Source organism: Roseiarcus fermentans (genome assembly GCF_003315135.1).
GTDB classification, from domain to species: domain Bacteria; phylum Pseudomonadota; class Alphaproteobacteria; order Rhizobiales; family Beijerinckiaceae; genus Roseiarcus; species Roseiarcus fermentans.
On sequence record NZ_QNRK01000042.1, the window covers coordinates 21,412 to 45,995 of the forward strand.

Below are 24,584 nucleotides of genomic sequence, written 5' to 3' on the forward strand. Positions count from 1 at the left end.
CGCGGGAGCGAGCCGCGGACGATCCCCGCGCCCCGCTCCCGGCAAGCGGGTTTCGCTCAGCTCTTGTGGTGCGACGGCTGCAGCCCGTAGACGGGCGTCGCTATCCCCTCCATGCGCGCCTTCAGTTGCAGCGACAGGAACTGCGAATAGTGGCGCGACTGGTGCAGGTTGCCGCCGTGCATCCACAGCGCCTCCTGCTGGGTCGGCTTCCACATGTTGCGCTGCTCGCCTTCCCACGGACCCGGGTCCTTGGGCGTCGCGGAGCCGATGCCCCAGCACTTGCCGACCTTGTCGGCCAACGCCTGCCCGCACAGGTCCGCGACCCAGCCGTTCATCGAGCCGTAGCCGGTGGCGTAGACGATCAGGTCGGCCGGAACCTCCTCGCCGGTGTCGAGCTTCAGGCCGTGAGGCAGGATCTCGACCACCTGCCCCTGCGCCAGCTTGATCTTGCCGTCGATGACGAGCTGCGAGGCGCCGATGTCGATGTAGTAGCCCGAGCCGCGGCGCAGGTACTTCATGAACAGGCCCGAATCGTCGACGCCGAAGTCGAGCCGGAAGCCGGCCTTCTCCAGCGCCGCGTAGAAGTCGGCGTCGACCTCGCGGATCTTGTCGTACACCGGTTTCTGGAACGTGTGCAGGATCGCATAGGGGAGGGAAGCGAAGATCAGGTCCGCCTTGGCGGTGGTCATGCCGCCCTGTACCGCGCGCTCGGAATAAAGATCGCCGAGGCCGATCTCCATCAGCGATTCCGAGCGCACGATGTGCGTGGTCGAGCGCTGGATCATGGTCACGTCGGCGCCGTTCTCGTACAGCGCCGCGGCGATGTCGTGGGCGGAGTTGTTCGAACCGATCACCACCGCCTTCTTGCCCCTGTAGGCGTCGGGGCCGGGATGCCGCGAGGAATGGTGCTGGTCGCCGAGGAAGGTCTCGGCGCCCTTGAATTGCGGCACGTTGGCCTTGCCGGACATGCCGGTGGCGAACACGAGCTGCCTGGGGTGCAACACGACCTCTTCGCCGTCCCGGTCGACGACGACCGTCCATTCCTTCGTCGCCTCGTCGAAGGTCGCCGACTTCGTCTCGGACTTCGTCCAGTAGTTCAGATCCATGACCTTGACGTACATCTCCAGCCAGTCGCCGATCTTGTCCTTGGGCGAGAACACCGGCCAGGTCTTCGGGAAGTCGATGTAGGGCAGGTGGTCGTACCAGACCGGGTCGTGCAGGCAGAGCGATTTGTAGCGCTTGCGCCAGCTGTCGCCGGCGCGCTCGTTCTTCTCGAGGATGATGGTCGGCACGTCGAGCTGGCGCAAGCGGGCCCCGAGCGCGATGCCGCCCTGGCCGCCGCCGATGATGACGACGTAGGGCTGCTTCGAATAGCCGAGGGTCGCGAGTTCCTCTTCGCGGGTTTCCTTCCAGCTCTTCGTGCCGACATTCACGCCGTGCTTGGCCCCGAGCGGGCGGGTGAAACCGGCCTTCTCCTCGAAGCCCTTCAGTTCGACCATGGTGGTGAGCAGCGTCCAGATCAACCCGTCGCGGATGCGCATGAGCCCGTAGCCGCGCGCGACCTCGGTCTCGAACGTGAACCAGGCCTCCATGACGCCGCCCGCCTCGTTGACCGGCTCCTTTTCGGAGACCCGCCAGTCGCCGGGCTTCACGGTCGACAGGCACTGGGTCAGCATGTCCCGGATCTGCTCGCGTCCCTCCATGGTCTTGATGTTCCAGGTGAAGGAGACAAGATCGCGCCAATAGGAGTCTTCCGCGAACATCGCGACGGCGGCTTCGATGTCCGGCTTGGCGAGCGCCTCGCCGAACCGGTCGAGAAACGCCTGCGCCCGTGCGGACGGTGTTACGTCGAGCATGCAAATCCCTCCCTCGCGTTCGGATCGGCTTGCAGGCGGGGCCGTGGCCGCGCCTGCCGTCCAAACTGGCATGCCAGCATAGCGTCAGCGGGAACCGGCGACAACAGACCGCATCGCGGGATGTCCCGGTCGGCTCAGGTTTTCAGGTCAAGGCGGACTTGAACCCGACGCTCAGGCGCGGGCTCGCTGCTCCCATTCCGGCTTCAACAGCGCCATCAGGACGAGGTCCGCCCGCGTCCCGTCGGGCGCCCGCCAGGCCTGGCGCAGGACGCCGTCGCGGGAGAAGCCGAGCCTGGCGTAGGCGGCCTGGGCGCGGCGGTTGTGCGCAAAACAGTCGAGGTGGAACCGCCATGCGCCGAGGCTCCCGAACGCTTCGTCGAGGACGCGCGCGAGGAAGGCCGTCCCGATTCCTTCGCCCGGACGGATCGCGGCGACCCGCTTCAGGTACAGGTTGCCGTGGGGGTCGCCGAGGCCGGACAGGATGGCGAAGGCGACCGCCGCGCCGTCGCGCGCGAGGCCGAGCCGATAGGCGAAGCCGGGGTCGGCCATCATCGCGCGGTGCTCGGGTTCGGCGGAACGCCCGACGAAGGCGTCGAAGCCGGGCCCTCTCTCGAGGCCCATGATCGCGGCCACGTCGTCCGGGCCCGCGGGGCGGACGGTCGCGGGCTCGGGCGGCGCGGTCCGCGCGCTTTCTGTCCCGGGGTTCGAAAAGCCCATTGCGCGCCGCTCCGCGAGCGTCTATACCGCCGCGCACTCTCGGTCGGGGACCCGGCGCGAGGCCCTTGGAGATGGGCGCTTAGCTCAGCGGTAGAGCACTACCTTGACATGGTAGGGGTCACAGGTTCAATCCCTGTAGCGCCCACCATCTCCGAAAAACCACATATCCTTTGCAAGTCAAGCCCTTACGACCATCGTAAGGAGCTTGGCCGTTGGGCTTGCCGATTGCCCGTTGACGCGCGAAACTGCGAACGGACACGGAACGAAGTGCGGCGATCCGTGCGAAACCCGTGCGGCGGCGTTCGGGGGATGTTCTGATGGGAACGGCGGGGATGTGGGTCCGGCGGAACGGTCCGTTCCTGCTCGTGAGCGCTGTCTGCGTCGGGCTGATCGTCAACGACTGGCGCGCGGCGCCGCCGCCTTCGATCGAGGTCCACTACGCGCCGGACGAGGACCTCGAGAGAATCGACGTCGCGGCGATCGGGGAGGCGCGGGAGCGGATCGACTTCGCGGCCTATGTGCTCAGCGACAGGGCCGTGGTCGAGGCGCTGAAGGAGGCCGGCCGGCGCGGGGTCGCGATCAGGCTGTTGCGCGACCTGTCGGCCGCCGACCAGACCGGATCCGCCGACGTCGCGGCGCTGGAGACCGCGCCGAACGTGACGGTGCGGATTTCGCCGCCGGGGCCGCTGATGCACCTGAAAGCCTACGCGATCGACCGGCGGCTTCTTCGGCTCGGCTCGGCGAATTTCTCGCGCTCCGGAGAGACGCGGCAGGCGAACGACCTCGAACTCATGCGGGACGCGCGCGAGGCGGCGCGGTTCGAGGCGACCTTCGACCGCGCCTGGCGCGCGGCGGAATAAGGGGAGGTTTGACGAAATGACGCGGAGCAATCTCGACGCGTTGATCGCATGGGCCAGAACGCTGCCGCCGATGACGGACGCGCAGCGGAGGGCGCAGGCGGCGAGCTTCGCCTACGGCAATGTCCATCTCGACAACCCGCTCGTCACACGGGCGATGGTCTCGGAAGCTCAAGCGAGGATCGAGGCGGAGACGCCCGATCCTCAGCCGGCCGGGGTCGGGGGCGGCGAGCCGCAGCCGGCGTCCGGATCGTAGGCGCAGGGGTCGCGGCCGCAGACGCACGCGCGCTTCGGCGCCGCCGCCGGGCGCGTGTCGCGGCCGATGCCGCGCAATTCGAAGGCGATCAGGAACACGATGCAGCAGCCGGCGTGCCAGAGGTGGGAGAAGCCCGTCTCCGGATCGCCCTCCTCGCGGTCCCACCAGGCCGTCAGGTGACGAAGGCAGGCGGCGTAGGGCCGTTCCCAGTCCATGCCGCGCTCCCAGTTGCGCGGCTCGTACTTCTTCGCCCCGTGCGCCAGGACCTTGACGATGGCGCGGACGGCGTCGAACGGCAGCAGGTGCCAGGGGTCCTTGCCCGAATCGTCCTTGCGGCCGAGATTGTCGAGCGCGACCATCTCAAAGCGCCGCCAGCGTCAGCGTCTCGACGTCGAGCAGCCACACGGGCTTGTCGTGCTCGCGACACCATTTGACCTCTTCGCCGATGCCGAAGCTCTCGCGCCAGCCGGGGAGCGCGGCGACGATCATGCCGGCGGCGCCCTCGAAGATCGGCTTGTCGGCGGCGAGCCAGATTTCGTGCGAATAGGGGTCGATCGCTGCGGCGCGGGCGACCGTGTGGCTGTGCGCGATCGGCGAGAACACCGGCAGGCCCTGCCGGATGAGCTTTCCGGCGACCTTGGCGATCACATGCGCCGCGTCGTCGATTCCCTCGGCCCATTTCGAATAGGGCGAGGCGAGATAGAAGTATTTGCCGGGATAGGCCCAGGTCAGGTCGACCGGCGTCGCCGGCGAGGATTTTTCGTCAGTCATGCGAAATGTCCCTGGTTTGGCGTTGCGGACCCTCACCTGGCCGCTTCGCGGCCTGTCCTCTACCGCTTCGCGGGCGAGGAGGGAGAGGGCGCGGCGGCGCGCGGGTCCTCGAGGACGATGGGGAGGCGTTCGCGGACGCCCCAGCGTTCGGTCACGAGCAGGAGCCATTGCATCGGCGGCTCGGGCTCGGCGCGGATCTGGCGGGCGAATTCGGAGTAGCCGACGACGGACCCGTTGCCGAAATGCTTTCGGGTCGGGTTGGTCGAGAGATGATAGTGGCCGGTGAGCACGATGTCGAAGAAGTCGCGCGTCTGGGCCGAGACGAACTCCATCATCCGGTTCTTGCGCACGATCGGCAGCACCGGCCCCGCAAAGCCCTGGCCGCCGCCGCCGCCCTCGTCGCCGTGGGTCTGCAGCACGCGCCAGCCCAGAATCTCGTAGATCGCGTCGCGCGACGGCGACACGACGACCGTCACGCGCCTGTCGCCGGCGAAATGCCGGCGCAAAGCCTCGCCGATCATCGTGTCGTAGTTCAGCGCTGCCGTCGTCTTGGCGTTGGTCTTGATCGTCGAGCGGCCGTGATTGCCCGGCGTGACCACGACCACGACGCGGCCGAAGGCCTCGGCGAGCAGCTCGATTCCGGCCGCGTTGCGGTCGGCGACGAACCAGACCTGTTCCTGCGCGGTGAGCGCGTTGGTGCGGCGCAGCTCGTCGTGGATGTCGCCCGAGACGAGGTCGCCGTTCAGCGCGACATAGACGCCCTCGAGCCGGCAGTCGGCCGACCAGCGAGGCAGAATTCTCGCCGCGGCCTCGTAGAGGCGCTTCAGCCGCGCCGCGCAGACGTCGAGGTCGTAGGCGTTGAGGCCCGCGACCTCGTTCGCCCGGACGATCTCGCCGCCGTGGACGTCGGAGATCTGCAAAAGCCCGACGGCGCGGCTCGATTTGCCGCTCGCCTTCGCGGCGGGAAGCGCCCATTTCGGTGGATCGAGCGGCCGGTCGACGAGACCGGCGACCTGGGCGAGGAGGTGGTTCGATCCGGCGAGCTCGTCGGCGAGCGTCTTGGCGCGGCGTCGCCAGAAGGCCGCGTCGCGCAGTTCGACCGGCGTCGGGCCTATGCGATAGAGGCCGCGCTGCTCGGCGATCTTCAGCCAGCGCGTGACCGGATGGGCCTGCGACAGCTTTCGCGCCGCAGCCACGACCTGGACGGCCGAGCGCGCGCCCGGCGGCGGCATGGCCCCGGGCGGCGCGTGGCCCTTCGCGACCGCCACCTCGACCTCGGCGACGACCTGTTTCAGGAATTCGTCGGAAACGGGACGGGCGGCCATCAGGCGTGCGCCCGGCCGGCGGCGATCTGCGCCAGCGCCGCGCCGACGGAGGCGAAGCCGTCATCGATCCGGCCCTCGATCCGCTCGACGGCGGTCTGGACGGCGGCCATGGTCGCGGCGAGCGCGGCGACCTTCTCGCCCGCCAGCCGCTCGCGCGATTCGAGCGCCTCGACCCGGGCGCGCAGCGCGTCGGCCGCGGCGACCGCCGGCATGCAGGCGCGGTGGCCGCTCTCGATCGCCTGGACGCGCGCGGCGAGGTTTTCGACCGCCGCGGCGTGGACCGAGGCCTTCGCGGCCTCGGCGCCTTCGGCGCGCGCGCGGCGAAAGACCATCGCCGAGACGCCGGCGGCGACGCCGACGCCCCACATGATGAAATGCTCCCAATAATGCAGCCATCCGGTCACGGTCGTCACGTCGTCGGGGCCCGGCTCCATGGTTCGTTGATCCTCGAAGGGTTGGGGCGGACCGCCCGGCCGGTCGCGCTTTGCCCGCGCGCACGGTCTCGTGCGAGGATGGGTTCGGCCGCTCCGATTCCGCCAGGATCGGTTTGGTCAGAGCCGCCGGTCGCGATGGAACGCTTCCGGCGGCTCGCTCATGTTCACCGGCCGATCCAGCGGCCGTGCGTGATCGACGAGGGTTGCGTCTGCGCGTCGTGGATCGGGTCCGGGTCGCCCCGGATCGCGCCCGACGCGATGCGCTCGATTACGAGCGCGGCGAGGGCGTCGGCGGCCGGCGCGACGAGCGCCGCGACCAGCGGGTTCGCGGCCGAGAGCGCGACGTCGATCACGGCGTCGGCGACGGCTTCCGCATCGGCGCGGCCTGCCGAGCCCGAGACGACGTGCGCGACGACGCCCGCGAGCGCGCGGGCCTCGCCGACGGTCAGTTTCGCCCGGCCGATCGGGACGGACGCCGGAGGCGGCGCAGCGCCCGGCGCGGTCGGGGACAGGGACGCCGCCGCGCCGGCGGCGCGGCGGAGCCAGTCGACGCAGCTCACCGGAGACCGCGGACGGAGATCCGCCGCAGGCTCGTCATGTCGGCGGGCGCCAGCGCCGTGAACGCCTTCGGATAGGTTGCCTTGAGCCCATCGTAGAGGGCGAGCGCGGCGGCCGCGGCGGCGATGGGGTTGATCGCCCCGCCGTTCGCGAGCAGCGCACAGGCCGTCGACACGGTCCGGTAGTCGGCCTGAAGCTGGGCGTTCAGCTCGGCGACGAACGGCTGCGCCGCCGGCAGGCCGGTCGCGCAGAAGGCCTGCACGGCCGCCTTCGCGTCGGCCTGCACGGAGGCTGCGGAGATCGCGGGGCCGCCGGTCGACTGGCAGCCGGCGAGGGCGAGCCCGGCGAGCGCGAGGGCGAGGAGGGCGAGGATCGGCTTCATCGCGCCCCTCACTTCGCCTGGACGCCGGCGAGGGCGCCGCTGACGAGCGCGCCGAGGCCGCCGGCCACGGTGAGCACGGTCGCGGCGGTGTGCGGGTCGGAGAGGAACGCCGCGAGCGCGGACTTGCCGAACGCGCCGGCGAGGACGGCGGCGAACGAGAGGACGCCGGCGACGGTGCCGGTGGTGACGTATTTCATGGCTGGTCTCCTTTCGGGGGTGAAACAATCAGGGCGCGTAGCCGCCGGCCTCGAGCGCCTCGCGAAACTGCTGGCCGTAGAGGGCGATGCGCGCGGCGCAGTCGAGGCCGTTGATGATGCGCCGGGCGTTGACCCAGTCGGCGCGCTGCGGGGCCTTCAGCGGAAAGTAGTCGTCGAGCTTCAGACCGGTGAACCAGCCCTCCGTCATGCCGCGCAGCATCACGACCGCGGCGATCTCGGGCTTCAGCGCATTGTCGGGCGTCTTGACGAGGTCGAAGCCGGGCAGCTCGGCGTCGGCGCGGGCGTAATTGTGCCGCCAGGTGAGTTGCACGTAGCCGCGACCGTAGTACCGCTGCCCGAACGGCCCCACGGCCGCGCCATAGGGCTGGCCACGGCCGCGGCCGTATTCGGCGATCGGCTCCATCGTCTGGGCGGTCTCGTGGAACGCGGTCGCGAGCGCGTAGGCGAGCCAGCGGATGTCGTGGCGGTCCCAGGCGTCGAGGAGGGCGTTGGTCCCCTCGACCTGTCCTTGCGTCATGGAGCCGGCGAACAGGCGGTTTCGGGCGCAGCGGAAGAACTCCGCCGGGGCGGCGAGCGTCATGGGCGAGCCTTTCGGATGGGAATGGGGGCGGGCGCGCGGGGCGCCGGGGCGTGGGCGGGCGGAGGCGTTGCGAACCCTCACCCGGCGCTTCGCGCCACCCTCTCCCGCAAGGGGAGAGGGGATTTCGGCGTCAGAACTGGCTGTAGGAGACCGATCCGCCGACGCTCGACGGGTGGCCGCCGGTCAGGCCGTCCCCGGTCATGACGGCGCACAAGGCGTTGCCGGCGGGGACGATGAAGAGGACTGCGCCGCCGTTGCCCTTGGCGAGCGTCTGGTAGCCGCCGGACGCCCACGGGCCGGCCAGCACGGTCGTTCCGGTGTCGCATGGGGTCGCGGCCGTCGTTCCATACGCGAGCGAGAACGATCCCACGCCGGCGAAGGCGAAGTCGAAGGCCGTGACGTAGATCGCCTTGCCGGTCGCGGCGGCGACGAGGGTCGTGGCGAGCGTCGATTCGGTCGAAAGGCTGATCGCGGCCGAGGCCTGCGTCTGGATCCCTTCCGGGATGACGGTCGCGGACGCCGGCGCGAGGCCGAGCGCGAGGGCGGCGGAGGCGAGAAGAAGCGCGCGCGTCATTGCATCCACCACGAGTTCGAGCCTGCGCCGAGGGTCACGGACTGGCCCCGGGCGGTGAGGAGGAGGCCGCCCGCGTCGCCGTTGACGGTCCCGACGATCTGGATGTTCGGGGCGAACGAGCCGGTCGCGTCGGTGATCACGACGGGACCGCCGGCCGAGAGATCCGGCAGCGTCAGGACAGCGCCCGCCGTCTCGATCAGCCACCAGCCGGGGCCGGGGAGCGTGATCGTGGAATCGGTCACGACGTTCGGGCGCGCGGCGAAGGCGGACGTGATCGCGGCGAGCGCCGCGGTCTCGGCGCCCGGCACGGCGTTGACGGCCGACAGCAGGTTCTGGCTCGGCGAGGCGACCTGTTGCAGCGCGATCGGCGACGAGGCGCCCCAATAGACCGAGAGCGACGAGGTCGCGCCCTGAAACACTTCGCGGGTGTAGGACCCGTCGCTCGCCGCGAGCCCGAGCGGGTAGACGCCGAGCCAGTCCGTCTTCGACGAGGCCGGCCAGAAGACGGACAAAATGTTGCTCGCGGCGCCGGCGATGGTCAGGCCGCCGCCGGCGGCGCTGGTCAGCGTGGCGACGGTCCCGACCGAGAGGGCGAAGCCGATCCCGGTCAGCGGCAGCGGCGTCACGCCGTCGGCCAGCGTGAAGGTCAGGGCGAAGCCGAGGTCCTCGTCGGTCGAGACGCCGAGCGTCGCCTTGTAGAGCGGGAGGGCGTTGACGTTGCTCATTCAGGTCCCCTCACCGGAAATATTCGACGTCGAGGGTCCCGGTCGCGCTGAACGCCCGGAAGGCGGCCACGACCAGCGGTCCTGAGAGGGCGACGCAGGCGCCCGCCGCGAGCGGCATCCCGGCCGAGGCGGACGGCGTCGAGCCGTCGGTCGTGTATTCCACCTCGGCGGTCCGGGCGCAGATCGTCGCATAGGCCGCCCCGCTCGGGACGGTGAGCGCCTTCGCCGAGGTCGGCGCGAGGCCGTGCTGTCCGGCGCCGGAGAAGGGCGTGTAGCCGTAGGGGCCGACCGTGCCGATCGTGTTCGCGCCCGGCGCGATCCCGACCGTTCCGCCGGTCTGCTGCATCGGCGAGCCGAGCGCCGTCTTGACCGCCTGGACGCTCGCATCGAGCGCCCCGCCGTTGAGGGCCCCGAGGTTGACGGTCGGGGTCGCGGCGAACGCCGGCAGCGTTCCGGAAATGCCGAAGCTCAGATTGGCGATCGAGCCGATCGTGTTCGCGCCCGCGCCGAGGACAGGGTTGTCCGAGGCGCCGAGCGTCCACGAGCGGCCGAGCGCGCCCGAGACCGGGAGCGGGACGCCCCCCATCACGCCCTGGACGCCGAGCGCCTGCGCGGCGCTCGTGCCGGCTGCGCTGTCGAGAACCGCGCCGCCGGAGCCGAGGATGTCGACATTGCCGATCACGATCGCGCCGCCGCCGAGCGCTGTCGCGCGCGCGATCGAGCCCGGCGTCGTCTGCGCCGGGGCGGGCTGCGCGGAGAGCGCAAACAGCGCCGCGGCGCAGGCCCACATCCATGGCTCGAGGAGGCCGCCGATCCGGGCGGCGAACAGGGCGAGCCTCATCGGAAATACTCGACGTCGAGGCTTCCGGCCGCGACCGCGCGGAAGGCCGACAGCACCGCCGGGCCGGAGAGCGCGACGCATTCGCCGGCAGGGAGCGGCATGCCGATGCGGCCGGACGGGACCGTGACGCCGTCGGTGGTGAAGCGCGCGGGCGCGCCCTCGGCGCAGACGGTCGCGAAAGCCGCGCCGTCCGGAATGCTGAGCACAATCGGGCCGAAGCCGCCGATCCCGTACTGGCCGGGAGCGACGGGCGTCATCTCGGCGCGGGCTTCGCCCACGCCCTGCGCCAGCAGGAGACACGCGAAAACGAGATAGCGCATGCGGAAAACTCCGGTTACGAGGACGACGGGTTGCAGAAGGCCAGATGGATCGAGAGCCGGACCGCGCCGGCGGTGAAGTTGCCGCCGGCCGGCGTCAGCGTCAGATTCGCGAGCGAATAGTTCGCGGTCGGCCCGATCAGCCCGTAATTCGCCGAGCCTGCCGGCAGCGAGAGGCCGGAGCCGAAGGTCGAGGAGGATCCGCCCGGGCCGTTCCATCCGACCGAATAGGAGGTTGCGCCCGTGATCGTGGTCGTGACGTAGGCGCCGACCGAAAACACGATGCAGTTGGCCGGAACGACGTTCGACAGCGTGACCAGCGCGCCGCTCAGAGCGCCCGACGTGATCTCGAGCACGGCGAATTGCATTGAGGCGCCGTGCGGGGCCTGCGCGGCGAGGAAGGAGTCTGTCACCGTCCAGGCGTTCGACCCGTTCGATTCGAGCGCGAGGAAGCCGTAGGGGACATTGACCGCGATCGAGGTCACGCCGCCGCCGATCGTGTCCGATCCGGCGCGCTGGACCGTGATCGTGTTGGTGGTCGAGCAGGACCCGGACTCGTCGATCACAAGCAGGCGCTCGCCGACCGGGAAGGCGGAGGCCGCCGGCAGGGTGTCGGTCACGGCGCCCGAAAGTGTCGTGTGCGCGATGATCCGGTCCGTCCCGAGGATGGTCGTTCCGGAGGCCGCCAGCGCCCGGCGCTGCGCCATGGCGACCGACCAGCCGCCCGCGGTCGCACCGTCGCCGACGTAAAGCTTGTAGTAGGTTGTGTCGACGGCGAGTTCGCCTTGCGCGGGCGTGAAGGTGGCGACGCTCGCGGCCGTGCCGCGCCTAAGCTGTAGCTGTTCGCTCATTTATGGGGCAGTCCCGAGGTTAACGGTTTGCGTGACGACAATCGTGATCTGGCCGAAGTCGTCGAAGACGGTCGCGGCGCCTGTCACCGGGCCGAGATCGACCGCCGATCCTGAGAGGAGTTGCGTCGCGATCGGGTCCGAAAGCGTGATGACGCCCAGGTCGATGATGCTGGCGACGCCGCCGCCCAGGACGCCGAAATCGTCGCTCAGCGTCGGCGACGCATTGACCGCGCCGAGATCCAGCGGCGCGCCGCTCAAAAGCTGCGCCGCGATCGGGTCGGAGGTTCCCGTCGCCGCGAAGGTATAGGCTGTGCAATTCGCAAGCGACTGGACGCCGCCGCCGAAGGCGTTGAAGCTCTGGAACTTCACATAAAGCGTCCGGCCGATCAGGTTTTGCGGCAACGTGTATTGAAAAACCGCGCTGTCGAGGCGCGCAAACGGGGCGCCTGTGCCATGCGCGGCTGCGTTTGTCCCGCCCATGCCGCGCTGCAAGCCGGTCAGGCTGTAGGCGTTCGCGCCGGTCAGCGCAGCGTTTTGATAGGCGACGAGTTCGCCGTCGATCAGCGAAAGCGTGCCGCCGGCCTGCGCCGCGGCCTGGGAGGTCCCGGTCAAGGTCCCGCCGCTTTCGGTGAGCGAGACGGCGAGCGTGTCGGTCGAATCCCATCCGCTCGCGCTTGGCAGCGGCGCGGTCAGGAAGCCTTGGCGCAGCGGCGCATCGAGCGTCGCGATCTGCGAGAAATTGACCCCGTCGACCGAGAGCCAGACATAGGCCCCGCCCCATTGCATCGTCTGGCCGTATTGACCGGAGGCCCCGAGCCAGAGTTGCGGGACGCCGCCCGTGATCGTGGTCGGCGGCTCAAAGACGAGCGGCGTGTTGACGCCCCAGGCTGGCGCTCCGAACGACGGCAGCGCCGAGCCGGCGCCCGCGGATGGGTTATAGGCCGGGCTCGAAACGCCGGTCACAAGCTCCTCGGCAACGACGGTCAGGAGGCCCTTGTCGTCTTCGTCGATGCTGATGATTCGGACGGGATAGTTCGAAAGCCCAAGGTTGGCGTCCGTCAGCGTGACAATGTCCATCGGGTCGAGAAGGCAGAACTCCCACGACAGTTTGAAGGTGAACTTGGCGCGGACGTAGAGCTCGCGTTGTAGGAGTGTTTGCGCGACGAGCGGGCCGATGGTGAATTCGTCGCAAATCTCGTGCGCCTGAATGACCGGACCGACCCGCGGGCCGAACTGTTCAATCATCGCCTGGTCGCGCGCCTCGACAGGGACCGGCGAATACCGATTTGACCGGCTCGAAACTTCGATGCGCTGGATCGTCGGCAGGCTGAAAATGTCGACCCGCTCGACCTGCAGCGGGTCCTTGTTGCCCCGCTCGTCCACGAAATTGTTGTCGCCGATCGCATAGGCCGGCGTCAGATTCGGGACAAAGCTTGTGACCGTCTGGACGGTATAGGTGACGATGACGGCCAAGCCCTCGTCGGGCGGCGCGAAATAATAGGTCCCGTTCACGCAACCATAGGTTCCGGCCGCGGTCGGGATGGTGACGCCCGGCAGGAAGGTCAGCGCGGCGCCGGTCGAAGCATATTTGACCCCGCCGTCGCTGGCGAACTGCGCGGGCGACGAGACCGGGACTTGCGCCGGGATCTGCGGCTCGCTGGTCGAGTTGGGCGGAATCGGCGTCGGAATGGTGAATTGCGCCGTGATCGTGCTCGATGAGCCCGAGCCGATCGAGGAATCGCCGTAGGGAACGAACGACAGCATCCCGCCCGACCACACGGCCGCGCAGTTGCAGATTTGCAGCCAGCGCGTGAGGATCGAGGAGGCTTGTTCCTGCGACGTCAGGACCGGCGAGAAGCAAATCCCCAGCGCCTTGCAATAGGTCTGTAGGCTCGAATCGCCGCCCGAGCCGAACAGCGTCGCGCCGTTTATCATCGCGGACGGGAAGGTCGCGCCGTTCAAGCCCGCGACGCCATATTGCCCGTTGGTCAGAAAGTCGTTGATGACCTGGGCCGGATCGGCGTCGATCCCGTTGACGCCGGTCCCGGCAAGGATCCCCTGGACCTCGAAATTATGGTTTCCGAGCGAGCCGGAATCGCCGAGGTTGTAGTAGAGGGCCGCGACGAAGGCCGTTCCCTGGTAAGCGAGCAATTGGCTCGTCGACACCGCCTCGAAGCCCGCCCACACGCCTTGCGGCGTAGAACCGTTGTAAAAGGTCAGGCCGAGCCACTGATAGAGGTAAAGGCTTTGGTCTTTGTAGACGGTCAGAAGATTAACCGGCCCCTCGCACAGCGCCATGGCGACGTTGACGTTGTAGTTATAGCCGGAAATCTGCGACCCGCCGCCCTTGCCTCCCCCTCCGCCGCTGGCATGAAGCGGGGTGGCGATAAAGTCCGTGTACCAGATGACGTTTCCGCCGACTTTGCCCTGCCCCCAGACAATCGGAATCGGCAGCGTCGAGACGGATGTCTGGATCTGCAGGCCGGTGTAATCCGGCTTGACCTGGTTGCGGTTGCCGCGGAGGAAGCCCACGGATCAGCCCCAATAGCTCGCGAATTTCGCGGTTTGCAGCCGGATTCCGAGTTCGCTGCGCTCCGGCTCGTCTTCGATCACGCGGCGCGCCGGCATGAAGGCGTGGACCATCGTCAGCGGGTCGGTTTTGGTCACGATGCCCCCATGGGAAAAGCAGCGGCCGAAGCGAAACAGGATGAAGTCGCCGGGCCCGACCGAGGCACGCGGGATCTCGCGCGAGCGGGCCAGGAGAAGGGTCAAATAGCGTTCCTCGCCGTTGTGGAGCATCCAATCGGGCGAGTAGGGCCGCGGGTCGAAGGGCTCGATGAGGCCAAGGTCGACGTAGACGCGCACCAAGAGCATGGCGCAGTCGACGCCCACGCCCCTGATGTCGCCAAGGTGATGGTAGGGCGTCCCGAGCCACGCGCGGGCGGCCTCGACCACGGCCGCGCGGCCCTCTTCCTCGGTCACCTGAAGAGCCTCGCGCGAACGGCCGCGTCCTTCGCCTCGAGCAGTTTTCGGAGCGCGACGTTCCGTTCCGGATTGTCCGGGAGAGTCTCGGCGATCGACGTCGCGAGATCGCCGAACGGCTTGCTGACCGCCTTAAGATGAGGCGGCAGATGCGACCAGGCGAAGAACTGAAGAATGGGATCGTCGTTCATGTCAGTAAGCCATCTCCGGAGGCGGCACGTAGGGGAAGCCGCGGAAGTTTGCGAGGTTGCCAAACACGTTCTGGCAGGTCGATTGCGTGTGATCGCAGCCGTAGTACACCGTGAAGGCGTCGCCGACGGTCGGGGCGAACGGCAGCGGGTACATGAGGCCGAGCGAGGCCCCAGCGCTTACGCTCTTGACCGTCGAGCGCACGTTGGCGTTGGCGCCGGACGTCCAGACCAGCGAGCCGCCACGGTGGCCCGCGACCGCGCCGGACCAAACGACGGTCGAGGCGTTCGATCCGCTCGCCGCCGTCCCGCTGGCCCCGAAGGTCCCGCGGGGAACGCCGCAGCCCGCATCGTACAGCGAATGAATGCACGTCGGCGAAAACAGGTTGCGCGGCATGTCGTAATCGAGGATCACGAGCGCGCTGGCGATGGTCACAGTCGCCATGGTCCGCCCGACCTGGTCGACGGTCGAAATGAACCCCTTGAACATCGTCACGCCGCCGACGACCGAGCCGCCCGGCGAGGACATGAAGACCCGATCGCGCTGCACCGCGGCGCCGTCGAAAGCGCCATCGCGCAAGGCGATCAGGAACGGCGCGCCGTTGATGAGCATGGCCGGCGTGGCGGAGATCTGGATTTGCTGGCGGTCGACCTCGAGGCCGACATTGGCTTTCGATTTGAGGCCTTGCACGAGCGGCCCGGAGGCCGAGAAGACATAGCCGCCGTAAGGGATCGGCTGATCGTAGGACGTCCAGCGGTAGGCCGCGCCGGTCGACGTGGTGAAGGTGTAGCACTCGGCGAAGGCGATCGGGCTGTCCGGGTTCGCAATCGCCGAGCCGCCCGAGCCGATCAGCGGCCAGAGGGGATGCGTGCTGAACGCCACCGGGGAGCCAGATGAACCCACGCTGCCGTTCGAACTGTTCGATAGCGAATAGGTTCCTGCCCCGCCAGTCGTTCCGCCGGTCTGCCCCGTTACCGAAACCGCAACCGACAACAGGCCGCTATTGTTGAACAGTTGCCCCGTGCCGACCGTCCCGGATAGGACGGACGTCACTGTCAGGGTCGAGCCACTGATGTAGCCGAGGAAACTGTTGATCTTCATGCCGGGCGGCCCCGGCGAACGCTGGCAAAGGCAATCCCAACGAGGCCAATAAGCATTATGACGCCCTCACGCTTCGGAAAGTGATCTTGTCGACCTTCCACAGGTTCGACATGAACTGCTCGAAGTCCATCGCGTCGTCGTCGAAACGGCACTGGAAGGCGAAGGTGAAGGTGGCCGTGATCGCCACGGCCGCGCCAGGCGCAACGGAGAAAACGAGGCTGTTCGGGGTCGTGAGCGACCATCCGGACGCCTGATTGACGCCGTTCAAGTAGACGTTCGAAACCGCCGTCACCCAGCCGACCGGCTCGAGGAAGGCGCCCATGTAGCGCGCGAAGGTGAACGTGGTCGTTGTCCCGTCGCCGGTCCCGAGCGCGCCGGCGGTCACGCTGGAGTCGGTCGGATCGGTGAACAGGAATGTTCCATATTTGCCTTGAAGGCCGAGAAAGAAGCCGAGCAGCGCCTGTTGCGAGTTCGCGCCGAGGCCGGGAAACGCGGTCGCGGACGACGACAGCCCGTCGATCGTGACCTCGAAAGTCCAGATCGGGTTGACGTAAAGCGGGGTCCTGACCTCACGCCCGGAGGCGTGCGCGCCGATGATCGTGCTGAACGTCGGCTTCTTGTGGACCGACCAGCCGAGCCCGGCGAGGGTCGGGAACGATGGAGGCGTGGTCAACCACGGACCCCCTGCAGCTTGCACGTCCCGAGCTTGAACAGCATCGTCATGAACTCCTCGAAATCTTGGACGTCGTCGGCGAAGCGGCAGAGATACGGGCCGCCAGACAGGTTCGGCGGCGAGAACCAAAACGGCGTCGCGGCGCCGCCCATCGCCTCGAAGAAGCCGGCCAGCGCCTGCAATTCCTGGTGCGCCGCGTCCGATCGCAAGACCTCAAACGTCAGTTCGAAGTCATAGAGCGGGGCGACGAAGCGCGGGTTGCGGACCTCGCGGCCCGAGACATGGCTTGCAACGTCGGTCGCGAAGCGCGGGCGGACATGCACCGACCATCCAAGCGTCGCGATCGTCGGGAAGGTCGCATAGGCCGGCGGCGTCGGGTCCGCGCTCGGCGCCAGCGGCGGAAGCGGCGTTCGAAGCCCCGTGAACCAATCGCCCGCGCTCCAATTCCCGGTATCGCCCCAGGCCGAGCCGTCGAGCGGGTATATCGGGAACGGGCGGGCGTCCCAATTCCACAGGCAACAGAACGTCGGCAGAAGCATTTGAACGCCGCCGCCGCTCGTCTGATTGTTCGACCCGCTCAGCCAGTAGTTATAGACCGCCTGAATGTAGAGCGCGGCAATCGTGTCGTCACGCACCGGCGCCCAATTCGAGCCGTACTGCGCCCACGCCGACCAAAACGCCGTGTAACTCTCGGTCGACTTCGGATCGAAGAAGACGTTCGGCTGATTGGTCGCCTTGTCGGCGTTGGAGCAACCATATTCGAGCGTGATGATGCTCTTGGACTGCGCGACCCATTCGGTTTGCGCGCCCTGCGGAACCCAGCCCGAGCCGGTGTCATAGACGGCCTGATGCGTGTTGTTCCACCACCAGCGCAATTGCTTCGGCGCGAGGATCTGCTGGCCGCTCGAATAGGCGTTGCGGCTTTGCGTAAGCCTGTCACCTTCGGGCAGGGACACGATCTGGCCCGAGTTGTTCGGATCGAGGCCGCGGCCGAGGTTGTTGCCGTCGTTGTAAAACCAGTTGAAATACTGCCCGCCCTCAATGTTCGCTTCGAGATAGGGCAGACTGTAAATCGTCGGCAAGCCACTGAGCCCAAGCCCGCTCATGGTCGAACTGCCAGGCGGCCAAGGCCCGGTCGGCGCTGGCGCGCTCCAATTCAGAACGTCTAGACCGCCGGAGCCAGTCGTCCAGTCGCTCAGCGGCAGATAGTTGTCGAAGCTCACCACGTCGATATTTGACGAAGACCAAAGACTGTCCAGATGCGGCCATTGGCCGTTTTGCCCCGGATGCTGATAGCCCATCCAATCCGACCAGTCGGCCGAATAGGTGATGAGGTTCTTGTGCGTCGACAGGTTCTTCGTCAGTCCCGCGCCGTCGAAGACCGAGCGGACGTCGTTGGCGAGCGTCACGAGCCCGGCGACGAAGGGATAATCCCAGACCGCCTTTCCGCCGCCGTCGAGCGTCCCGGCCTTGGTCCAGGCCGGACCGCGGATCGTCTCGAGGCCGCGGAGTTCTGATCCGATCACGAACAGGTTCACGCCCCCGGCGATCACGCACAGGTTCGCGTAATGCAGGATCATCCGGCGATAGGTCCAATCGGTCGTCGCGCCGCCGCTGTAACCGACCGTCAGATTGACCGCGTCGCGGCTGAACATGCCCGTAGTCGCCGGCCCCAGGAACGCGTTCACGGCCGCGGCCGCGGCGCTCGAGAGATCGGGCGAATAGGTGATGCGCCCGCGCCAGGGATAGCCGGCGCAGGTCGCGAGCAGGAACGGATAGAACACGACCTTGAACCCGCGCGCCTTCAAATCCTGAATGCAGCGCACAATGGACGGGTCGCTCGGCGTCCCACCGTAAATGTAGCTCCCGAGCGCGGCGCTGGGATCGGGCAGGAGCCCGGCGAAGTATTTGAGCATCGCCGAACTGTCTGCGCCGGTCATCGGCAGCGGAATGACGCCCGGGAAGGTCGCTTCGGTCAGGCCCGAGCAATACCAGTGCGTCGCAACGCCGCCCTGCCAGACGCCGCCCAAAAGATAGATCGTCGAAGGGTAGATGCGGCACTTCGAGGCGTCGGTCGAATCGAAGAACCATGAGACGACCACGGAAACCGTCGTCGTTTCCGGATGCTGCGCCTGCAATTGGTTGAGCGCGAGCGTGTAATCCGTGGTCGAGCCGCCGCCGGCATAAGTGTTTGTCGGCTTCGCCGTCTCGATGGTCCCGGTGAACAGGTCCCATTGCGCGGCCGACGTCGCGACCGTGTCATAGGCCCACTCGCCGGTCGAGGGCAGAAGGTGGACGCCAAGCGCCTGCGGAGCCCCCATTCAGAACGCCCGCAGGCGCTTCGAGGCGAGCGCTGCGCCAGAGCGGACGCCGCTTTCGACCGCCTTGACGACGTCGGAAGAATTGTTGCGCCACCAAGAGGCGTCGGCGACGCCGCTGACCGAGATGTTGGTGGTCGGATGGATCGCCATGCCGCCGGCGTTCCCGCCCGAGGCCGCGCCGGAAAGAAGGTCGCGGAACGCGCCCGCCTGCCCCGCGGGCATGACAAGCTCGTTCTTGTGGATCATCGCGAGCTGGTCGCCCGGAACCTGCCACATGCCGATGTCGGCCGAGGCGATCGAGCCGGCCGCGCCCATGACGGTGGCCTGCGCCGCGGCGGCCGGGCCGGCGGCGAACGGGCCCATGACCGGGGCGAAGAAGCCGAACACGCCGGCGAACGTCTCGGCGGCGGAGGTCATGATCGATTTCAGCGCCGCGGCGGCGTCGGCGGCGGCGCCGGCCCCGGCCGCGCCGGTCTCGGCGGCCGTGCGCGCCGCCGTGCCGGCGGCGGTCGCGGCGGTCTTGGCGAGTTCGCCGGCGATGTGGTGGATGACGGTCTGCTCGATCAGGTCGAGCGCCTTGAAGGCGAGGCCTTCGAGCGATTTCATCATCGCCTGGCGGAAGGTCTCATGGCCGCTGATCATGCCTTTCAGCGCCGAATTGAACGCGCCGGTGATGGTCGAGAGCGAGGACTCCCACGACTTTTGCGCTTCGTCCGCCGCCTTGCGTTCGTCGGCGGCGATCTGGTCGTTGATCTGGCGCAGCGCCTGCCGCTCCTGGCGCTTGATCCGGGCGACTTCGGCCGCGGTCTGGCCGGCGAGCGAGGCCTCCTCGTCGTAGAGTTTCTTGACGTCGGCGGCTTCCTGATTGAGGACGGTTTCAGAATCCTTCAGCCACGCGGCGACCGAGGTCCGGTGATGGGAGAGATCGTCGTTGTAGGCGTCGAGCTTCTGTTTCGCGGCGTCCTTGACGTCGGAGAGCTCGTCCTGAAGCTGCTCGCGCGCGACCGCGGCGGAATCGTCGTGGCCGGCGCCCCCGCCGCCGCCTTTTCCGCCGCGGCCGACGTTGATGTCGGGGAATTCCGGCTTGCCCTTGTGCACGTTGACGTTGCGGCCCGGGCCGCCGGCCATCGCGTCCTTCAGCGCCGAGCCGGTCGGGTCGAGCACGGGAATGTCGGCGGGGGCGGAAAAATCGGCCCCGGTGATCAGGGGCGGGTTCTTGACCGAGCGGTAGAACCGGTCGATCGCCTCGGTCGCGCGGATCGCAAGGCCGATGATCCTGATCAGCGGGCCGGCGAGGCCGGTCTCCAGATCCTGCTTCAGCGCCGTGGTCGCGAGCCCCAGCTCGTTCTCGGCTTCCTTGAGCTTGGCGAACGCGCCGACGGTCGCGCCGTCCATGACGACGCCGGTCTCGTCGACCTTCTGGCCGAGCTCCTCGAACCCCTCCTTGCCGCGGTTGAGGAAATTCAGCATCTCCTCGCCGTTGCCGCGAAACAGCGTCATCGCCGCGGCGAGCTTCTTCGGCCCGTCGGCGAATTTCTCGAACCCCTGCGCCAGCTCTTCGAGTTGGCCCGCCATGTCGAGCGAGCGAAACTCTTCGCCGGCGATCCCCATCGCCTTGAGCACGGCGGCGGCCGGGCTGCCGGCGCTCTCGACCTTGGTCAACATGCGCTGGAGCATTTCCATGCTCTGGACGACGCCGTCGGCGGAGACGCCGGCCAGCGTCGATTCGGCCCGGAACTTCTGGATCGCGCCGACCGCGAGCCCGAGCGCCTCGGCCTCGCGCTCGATCTTTTCCGCCGCCTCCGCCGTCTCGTTGACCCACTCGACGATCTTTTCCAGCGCGAAGGCGCCGGCGACCATCTCGGCCATGCCGGCGAGCGCGCCTTTCAGCGCCTCGATCGATTCGAGCGGCGTCTTCAGCGCCTCGGCAAGGCCGGAGAGGCCCCCCTCCCGGCCCTCGCCCGCCTCGCGGATTTCCGTCTTCAGCTCGGCCATGTGCTCCTTGGCCTCGGCCATCTTCGCGCCGATCGCCTTCAGGTGCTCGCCGAGCGACGAATCCATGTCCTGGCCGGACTTCTGCATCTCGCGCGCGGTCTGGGCGAGTTCGCGGCCGAGGCTCGACACCTCCGCCTTGGTCTTGGCCATAGCGGCCTCGAGGTCGCCGGTCTCGGCGCCGAACGAGACGTACACGTCTTGCGACATTAGGGCTTCCTAAGCAGGCGCGGCAGGATTGCGTCAAAAGGCTCCGGCAAACTCGCCGAAGCTGCTTTCAGCCCATCGGCGACGGGCGGCGACGGCGTCATCTTTCTTCTCGAAGTATCCGATGTTGTGGCGCTTACCATCTACGTTTCCATAGGCGCGCCATTTTCCGTGGCCAACGTCCCAAGACACGCCGCGCGCGCCGCTTGCATTGTCTTTCCGGACCTTGCAGTTCGAAAGATTTTGCGAATGCGTGGCTTCCCTGAGATTTCGCCACCGATTGTTGCTGCGGTCGCGGTCCCGATGATCGACATGGGTCTCAGGCCAAGAACCCGTCATGTAGAACCAAGCCAAGACGTGCGCCCGATACACGCGGCCATCAACTTTGATGTTGACGTACCCATCAGCAGCCCAGCCCGCGAGCGAGCCAGCCCTCGCTCGGTTGCTGTTGGTTACCAGCCACGTCCAACTGCCCGTCGCCGGGTCATAGGCAAGAACCTCACGCAGCCGATCCAGCGCGACAAGGCCATCATCGGCCATGGCGGCGGCCGACCTCAGATCAGCAGCAGGTCGCTGACGATCGACACGGCGAGGCGAAGGTCGAGGCTCATGTCGTGGTCGAAGCTGGCGAGCGTAACCGGCTCGAAGTCGCGACACCAAGCCACAGCCAGCGCCTTCAGCCGCAAATCCTCAAGCGTCTCGCTTTTCGTGGCCAGAATGCGATCGACGATGGCCCGGGTGCGGTTTAGCGCCGCGTCGCGAGAGGCGACCGGCGTGGCGCGCTCGACGGCGATGGCCTCATCGAACAGCGTGCGCAGCACGGCGAAATCGGGCGAATGGTCAGCGACCGGTTCCGGCCCTGGCGCGGCCGAGAGAAACGGCAGAGACGCCGTCAAGCCAATGGAGCGTCGGGTTGAAGATGTGCTATTGTTGGCGGCAGCCATGACGACCTCACACACAGGTTGTTGCGGTTAGGGCCGTCACGGCGTTGCTGCGTCTTGGCGGCCCGACTGTTTCGTGTTATCACGATGACATGAAGTCGTCAATTCGTGATAACGTGGTAGCACGAAAGCCGCGCCCGGAAGAGCCGGGGACGCTTGTTGGGGTGCGTCTCCAGCCCGGCGTTCTCGATCGCCTCGACGCTTTCATCCGATCGGAACCGCATCCGATTTCCCGGCCCGAGGCGATTCGTCGCATCCTCGAAAAGGCCCTTGCCGCACGCTGAGCGTGCATTGCGCGCTTCGTGGAAGTTGTTTACGATTCGCGGCCATGGCTGGCCGGGTGAAATTCTGTGTCGAATGCGGCGACCCGTTGCGCGTCGATTCGACGGAATGCCCTTATTGCGGAGCGCCGCAGCCGGGGCTTTCTCCTGCATTCGCAGCGAGGGTCGGACCGCCTCTCCTGACGCACTCTGGTCCGTCGAGTGACGCGGCGCGGTTCGGCGAACGGTTCGTCGCCGAGGCTCTGGCCGCCCCCGAGAGGGCCGTCCCGGTCTTTGTCGTCGCCCAGCCGCCGACCGTCAGCCGGACAACCGCAGGGCTGCTGGCGCTTTTTCTCGGCTGGTTCGGGGTGCACAAGTTCTACCTCGGCCGCTGGGGCCTCGGGCTGGTCTACCTTCTGTTCTTCTGGACGGCATTTCCGGCTTTGTTCGCCTTCGTCGAGGCGCTCTGGATATTTTCGATGAAGGACGAAGAGTTCTGGCGGGAGTTCGGGTAGAGGCGTCACGCCCGCCGCACGCCGTCGAGGACGCCGCCGGAGGCGTCGATGAACGCCTTGAAGGCGTCGGCGTCCATGTATTGCTTGTCTTCCGGCGGCTCGTAGCCGACGAATTTCGCCACCAGCCAGTGGACGGGCGGCCGGATTTTCCATTCCTCGCGGAAGGCGGACCAGAGTTCGAAGGTCATCTGGTCGAGGACGGCGGCCGCCGTCCAGCCGGTCGAGGCGCAGGCCAGCGCGATCAGGCCGGGCCAGGGGTCGTCTACTCGTCCGGCGCCGGCGGCCGGGCGTCCAAAGGGTCGGGCGCGGCGGCGCTCTCCTTGACGAGGCCGCAGGCGCGCGCGACGGCGGGAATCGCCCTGACCACGTCGAGCGGCGAGAAGGCGAGGTCGTCGAAGGCTTCGCGGGTCAGCGTGCGGTCGACGTGGCCCGCGGCCCTGAACACGACGCCGGCGAGGGCGTCGAGTTCGGCGGTCGTCAGGCGCAACGTGTTCGTCCCGCCGTCGCCGGCGAGGGCGAAGAATTTTCCGATCTCCGGCTGGACCTCGCGCACGATCCGCCACGGGAGCGCGGGGAGCGTCCAGGTCTTGCCGCCGAGGGCGATGGTGTTTGGCATGGAATCTCCCAAAGTTGGCGCTGTAGGGCGCGCCCGCTGAGCGCGCCGGGCGGCGGCGGCGACGCCGCCCTACAGCGCGTCAGCCGAGATCCGGGAAGTTGATGTTCATCACCTGCCCCGCAGCGTTGGCGAAGACCTCGAAATCGAGCTCCGGCAGAACGAAATCCTCGATCTTCGAGGCGATCTGCAGTTTCGATCCGGCGCAGGAGAACAGGCGGACGGCGAAGGGTTTGGCGGCCGGCTGGTTGAGGTTGGTCCAGTAATCGAGCTGGAAGGTCGGGGTAACGCCGATCAGCTGGTTGGTGATGTTGAGCTGCTGGCCGGAGGCGGAGGAAAAATTCGAATAGTTGAAGTTGAGCGCGACCTCGTCGGCGGCGACGAAGGTATAAGTCCCGGTCGACTGCACGACCGAATAGGTCCCGGCGACCGAGGCGGTGGCGACACGGACCAGCGGAATGCCGGTCGCGGCGTAGGTGACGCCGAGGTCGACGATGCCGCCGGTGGTGTTGGTGACGACCTGGGTCGTGGTCGAGGGCGTGTGCGGCTCGTTGAAGTAATAGTTGTCCTTGCCGGCGGTGAACGACTGGCCGAAGAAGGCGGCGTTGAACACCTGGCCGGAGAGAACCGCGGCCTTGGCCTTGCCGGTCACCTTGGCGACGCCGCGGGCGACCGCGATCGGAAACTGGTTCTGGCCCATCAGCTGCTTGGTCGGCGCCGAAATGTCGAGCGAGAACTCGTTGGCGTAGCCGATGTTGAAGGCGACCGGGATCGCGGTGTCGGTGCGGGTCACGATGATGACGCCAGGGCCGAAGACGGCTGCGGACATTTTTGGGGGCTCCGATGGTCAGAGGGACGGCGTTTGTAGCCGCGACCGCTGGTCGCGGGCCGCGGTCAGCGACCGCGGCTACAGGGAGACCCGCGGTCGGCGGCCGCGGCTACAGGGAGACCCGCGGTCAGCGACCGCGGCTTGAGGGAGACCCGTGGTCAGCGACCGCGGCTTGAGGTCACGGAAGGACGATGTCGATCGGGATCACGGCGAGGCCGGCGCCGGTCTTGTCGCCCGGCGCCTGGACGACGTCGCCGCGGATGCCGCAGGCGAAGACGAGGCCGCCGAGCGTGCAGGTCCCGGTCTGGACATTGTCGGGCGCGAGCGCCGCGTCGAACGCGTCCTTGATCGGGTTCAACAGCGCGTCGGGGACGCCGTTCGGGTTCGCCCCGGTCGCGACATAGATCACCGCGAGCGCGGTGAGGGTGCGGCGCGGCGGAACGTTCAGGTTCGGCCGGTGATAGGCCTCGTGGTGGACGACGAGGCCGAAGCCGGGCTTTCCGGGGGTCGCGAGCTGCTCGGGCGCGGCGAGGCGTCGGGTGGCCGCGCCGAAGGGGTAAGCGGAGGAGAGGGTGGCGAAGAGGGCTTCGATCGCCTGTTCGCGGGTGGTCGCCATTTTTGCCTTTCCCTTCGCGCCGTCCGGCGCTCGAGGCGTTCCGCGCATCAGCGCGGGCGGCCAAAGGGGCGTCGAAAGACGCC

At 67.9% G+C, this 24,584-nt stretch carries 31 protein-coding genes and 1 tRNA gene; 4 read left to right on the top strand and 28 right to left on the bottom strand.

Translation table 11 applies throughout. From position 1 onward, the window contains the following. Positions 1-56: 56 nt before the first annotated feature. Positions 57-1,856, bottom strand: coding sequence for an NAD(P)/FAD-dependent oxidoreductase (locus DFR50_RS26630; RefSeq protein ID WP_113892491.1), 1,800 nt, complete (start codon positions 1,854-1,856; stop codon positions 57-59). A gap of 171 nt (positions 1,857-2,027) precedes the next feature. After that, a complete protein-coding gene (locus tag DFR50_RS26635) occupies positions 2,028-2,573 on the bottom strand; it encodes a GNAT family N-acetyltransferase (protein ID WP_113892493.1) in 546 nt (181 codons plus the stop codon). A gap of 73 nt (positions 2,574-2,646) precedes the next feature. Here DFR50_RS26635 and DFR50_RS26640 point away from each other — a divergent pair. The 3 genes from DFR50_RS26640 (at position 2,647) to DFR50_RS26650 (ending at position 3,686) form a co-directional block, all read left to right on the top strand. Continuing rightward, positions 2,647-2,721: transfer RNA gene (locus tag DFR50_RS26640), tRNA-Val, on the top strand. Between the two features lie 169 nt (positions 2,722-2,890). Further along, positions 2,891-3,433, top strand: a complete 543-nt coding sequence (locus DFR50_RS26645) for a phospholipase D-like domain-containing protein (protein WP_113892495.1) — start codon at positions 2,891-2,893, stop codon at positions 3,431-3,433. Positions 3,434-3,449: 16 nt separating this feature from the next. Beyond that, entirely contained in the window at positions 3,450-3,686 is a 237-nt protein-coding gene (locus tag DFR50_RS26650) for a hypothetical protein (RefSeq protein WP_113892497.1), read from the top strand. Here the strand turns inward: DFR50_RS26650 and DFR50_RS26655 are convergent. From DFR50_RS26655 to DFR50_RS26755, 22 genes are all read right to left on the bottom strand, one after another. Further along, complete coding sequence (locus DFR50_RS26655; RefSeq protein ID WP_113892499.1) at positions 3,635-4,045, bottom strand: dATP/dGTP diphosphohydrolase domain-containing protein; 411 nt, start codon at positions 4,043-4,045, stop codon at positions 3,635-3,637. The two genes, DFR50_RS26650 and DFR50_RS26655, sit on opposite strands and share 52 nt — an antisense overlap. A 1-nt stretch (position 4,046) precedes the next feature. Then, positions 4,047-4,457 (bottom strand): DUF1937 family protein, encoded by a 411-nt coding sequence (locus tag DFR50_RS32360; protein ID WP_170153406.1) that lies wholly within the window; start codon positions 4,455-4,457, stop codon positions 4,047-4,049. Positions 4,458-4,516: 59 nt separating this feature from the next. Beyond that, entirely contained in the window at positions 4,517-5,782 is a 1,266-nt protein-coding gene (locus DFR50_RS26660; protein ID WP_170153407.1) for a hypothetical protein, read from the bottom strand. Continuing rightward, positions 5,782-6,216: a hypothetical protein gene (locus tag DFR50_RS26665; RefSeq protein ID WP_113892501.1), complete on the bottom strand. Its 435-nt coding sequence runs from the start codon at positions 6,214-6,216 to the stop codon at positions 5,782-5,784. Before DFR50_RS26665 ends, DFR50_RS26660 begins: the two co-directional genes overlap by 1 nt. A gap of 164 nt (positions 6,217-6,380) precedes the next feature. Beyond that, positions 6,381-6,776, bottom strand: coding sequence for a hypothetical protein (locus DFR50_RS26670; protein WP_113892502.1), 396 nt, complete (start codon positions 6,774-6,776; stop codon positions 6,381-6,383). Continuing rightward, a complete protein-coding gene (locus DFR50_RS26675; protein ID WP_113892504.1) occupies positions 6,773-7,156 on the bottom strand; it encodes a hypothetical protein in 384 nt (127 codons plus the stop codon). The genes DFR50_RS26670 and DFR50_RS26675 overlap by 4 nt, the downstream gene beginning before the upstream one ends. A gap of 8 nt (positions 7,157-7,164) precedes the next feature. Beyond that, positions 7,165-7,353, bottom strand: coding sequence for a hypothetical protein (locus DFR50_RS26680; RefSeq protein ID WP_113892506.1), 189 nt, complete (start codon positions 7,351-7,353; stop codon positions 7,165-7,167). A gap of 28 nt (positions 7,354-7,381) precedes the next feature. Next, positions 7,382-7,954 carry a hypothetical protein gene (locus DFR50_RS26685; protein ID WP_113892549.1) on the bottom strand — a complete coding sequence of 191 codons (573 nt, stop codon included), beginning with the start codon at positions 7,952-7,954 and terminating at the stop codon, positions 7,382-7,384. A gap of 130 nt (positions 7,955-8,084) precedes the next feature. Further along, on the bottom strand, positions 8,085-8,528 hold the full coding sequence (locus DFR50_RS26690) for a hypothetical protein (protein WP_113892551.1): 444 nt from the start codon (positions 8,526-8,528) through the stop codon (positions 8,085-8,087). Next, entirely contained in the window at positions 8,525-9,253 is a 729-nt protein-coding gene (locus DFR50_RS26695; protein ID WP_113892553.1) for a hypothetical protein, read from the bottom strand. The genes DFR50_RS26690 and DFR50_RS26695 overlap by 4 nt, the downstream gene beginning before the upstream one ends. Positions 9,254-9,263: 10 nt before the next feature. Then, entirely contained in the window at positions 9,264-10,094 is an 831-nt protein-coding gene (locus DFR50_RS26700) for a hypothetical protein (protein WP_113892555.1), read from the bottom strand. Continuing rightward, positions 10,091-10,414: a hypothetical protein gene (locus tag DFR50_RS26705; RefSeq protein ID WP_113892557.1), complete on the bottom strand. Its 324-nt coding sequence runs from the start codon at positions 10,412-10,414 to the stop codon at positions 10,091-10,093. Before DFR50_RS26705 ends, DFR50_RS26700 begins: the two co-directional genes overlap by 4 nt. A gap of 14 nt (positions 10,415-10,428) precedes the next feature. Beyond that, positions 10,429-11,262 carry a hyaluronate lyase N-terminal domain-containing protein gene (locus DFR50_RS26710; RefSeq protein ID WP_113892559.1) on the bottom strand — a complete coding sequence of 278 codons (834 nt, stop codon included), beginning with the start codon at positions 11,260-11,262 and terminating at the stop codon, positions 10,429-10,431. Beyond that, positions 11,263-13,794, bottom strand: coding sequence for a phage tail protein (locus DFR50_RS26715; protein ID WP_113892561.1), 2,532 nt, complete (start codon positions 13,792-13,794; stop codon positions 11,263-11,265). Between the two features lie 3 nt (positions 13,795-13,797). Then, positions 13,798-14,244 (bottom strand): C40 family peptidase, encoded by a 447-nt coding sequence (locus DFR50_RS26720; protein WP_113892563.1) that lies wholly within the window; start codon positions 14,242-14,244, stop codon positions 13,798-13,800. Further along, a complete protein-coding gene (locus tag DFR50_RS26725) occupies positions 14,241-14,435 on the bottom strand; it encodes a hypothetical protein (RefSeq protein WP_113892565.1) in 195 nt (64 codons plus the stop codon). Before DFR50_RS26725 ends, DFR50_RS26720 begins: the two co-directional genes overlap by 4 nt. A 1-nt stretch (position 14,436) precedes the next feature. Next, positions 14,437-15,534 (bottom strand): DUF2163 domain-containing protein, encoded by a 1,098-nt coding sequence (locus DFR50_RS26730; protein WP_113892567.1) that lies wholly within the window; start codon positions 15,532-15,534, stop codon positions 14,437-14,439. A 55-nt stretch (positions 15,535-15,589) separates the two neighbouring features. Next, on the bottom strand, positions 15,590-16,207 hold the full coding sequence (locus tag DFR50_RS26735) for a DUF2460 domain-containing protein (RefSeq protein ID WP_113892569.1): 618 nt from the start codon (positions 16,205-16,207) through the stop codon (positions 15,590-15,592). Then, positions 16,204-18,528, bottom strand: coding sequence for a baseplate megatron protein TIM-barrel domain-containing protein (locus DFR50_RS26740; RefSeq protein ID WP_113892571.1), 2,325 nt, complete (start codon positions 18,526-18,528; stop codon positions 16,204-16,206). Before DFR50_RS26740 ends, DFR50_RS26735 begins: the two co-directional genes overlap by 4 nt. Continuing rightward, positions 18,529-20,730, bottom strand: coding sequence for a hypothetical protein (locus tag DFR50_RS26745; RefSeq protein WP_113892573.1), 2,202 nt, complete (start codon positions 20,728-20,730; stop codon positions 18,529-18,531). A 33-nt stretch (positions 20,731-20,763) separates the two neighbouring features. Continuing rightward, the gene (locus tag DFR50_RS26750; RefSeq protein ID WP_113892575.1) at positions 20,764-21,267 is read right to left on the bottom strand and encodes an HNH endonuclease; all 504 of its coding nucleotides are present in this window, start codon (positions 21,265-21,267) and stop codon (positions 20,764-20,766) included. A 14-nt stretch (positions 21,268-21,281) separates the two neighbouring features. Continuing rightward, positions 21,282-21,671, bottom strand: coding sequence for a hypothetical protein (locus tag DFR50_RS26755; protein ID WP_147262942.1), 390 nt, complete (start codon positions 21,669-21,671; stop codon positions 21,282-21,284). Between the two features lie 325 nt (positions 21,672-21,996). Between DFR50_RS26755 and DFR50_RS26765 the strand changes: the two genes are divergently transcribed. Continuing rightward, positions 21,997-22,443, top strand: a complete 447-nt coding sequence (locus DFR50_RS26765) for a TM2 domain-containing protein (protein ID WP_113892581.1) — start codon at positions 21,997-21,999, stop codon at positions 22,441-22,443. Between the two features lie 5 nt (positions 22,444-22,448). On the opposite strand, the gene DFR50_RS26770 is transcribed toward DFR50_RS26765, so the two are convergent. From DFR50_RS26770 to DFR50_RS26785, 4 genes are all read right to left on the bottom strand, one after another. Next, positions 22,449-22,631 carry a hypothetical protein gene (locus DFR50_RS26770; protein WP_113892583.1) on the bottom strand — a complete coding sequence of 61 codons (183 nt, stop codon included), beginning with the start codon at positions 22,629-22,631 and terminating at the stop codon, positions 22,449-22,451. A 74-nt stretch (positions 22,632-22,705) separates the two neighbouring features. Next, positions 22,706-23,059, bottom strand: coding sequence for a hypothetical protein (locus tag DFR50_RS26775; protein WP_113892585.1), 354 nt, complete (start codon positions 23,057-23,059; stop codon positions 22,706-22,708). Between the two features lie 79 nt (positions 23,060-23,138). Beyond that, on the bottom strand, positions 23,139-23,885 hold the full coding sequence (locus DFR50_RS26780; RefSeq protein WP_113892586.1) for a hypothetical protein: 747 nt from the start codon (positions 23,883-23,885) through the stop codon (positions 23,139-23,141). Positions 23,886-24,063: 178 nt separating this feature from the next. After that, positions 24,064-24,501: a hypothetical protein gene (locus DFR50_RS26785; protein WP_113892588.1), complete on the bottom strand. Its 438-nt coding sequence runs from the start codon at positions 24,499-24,501 to the stop codon at positions 24,064-24,066. Positions 24,502-24,584 lie beyond the last annotated feature (83 nt).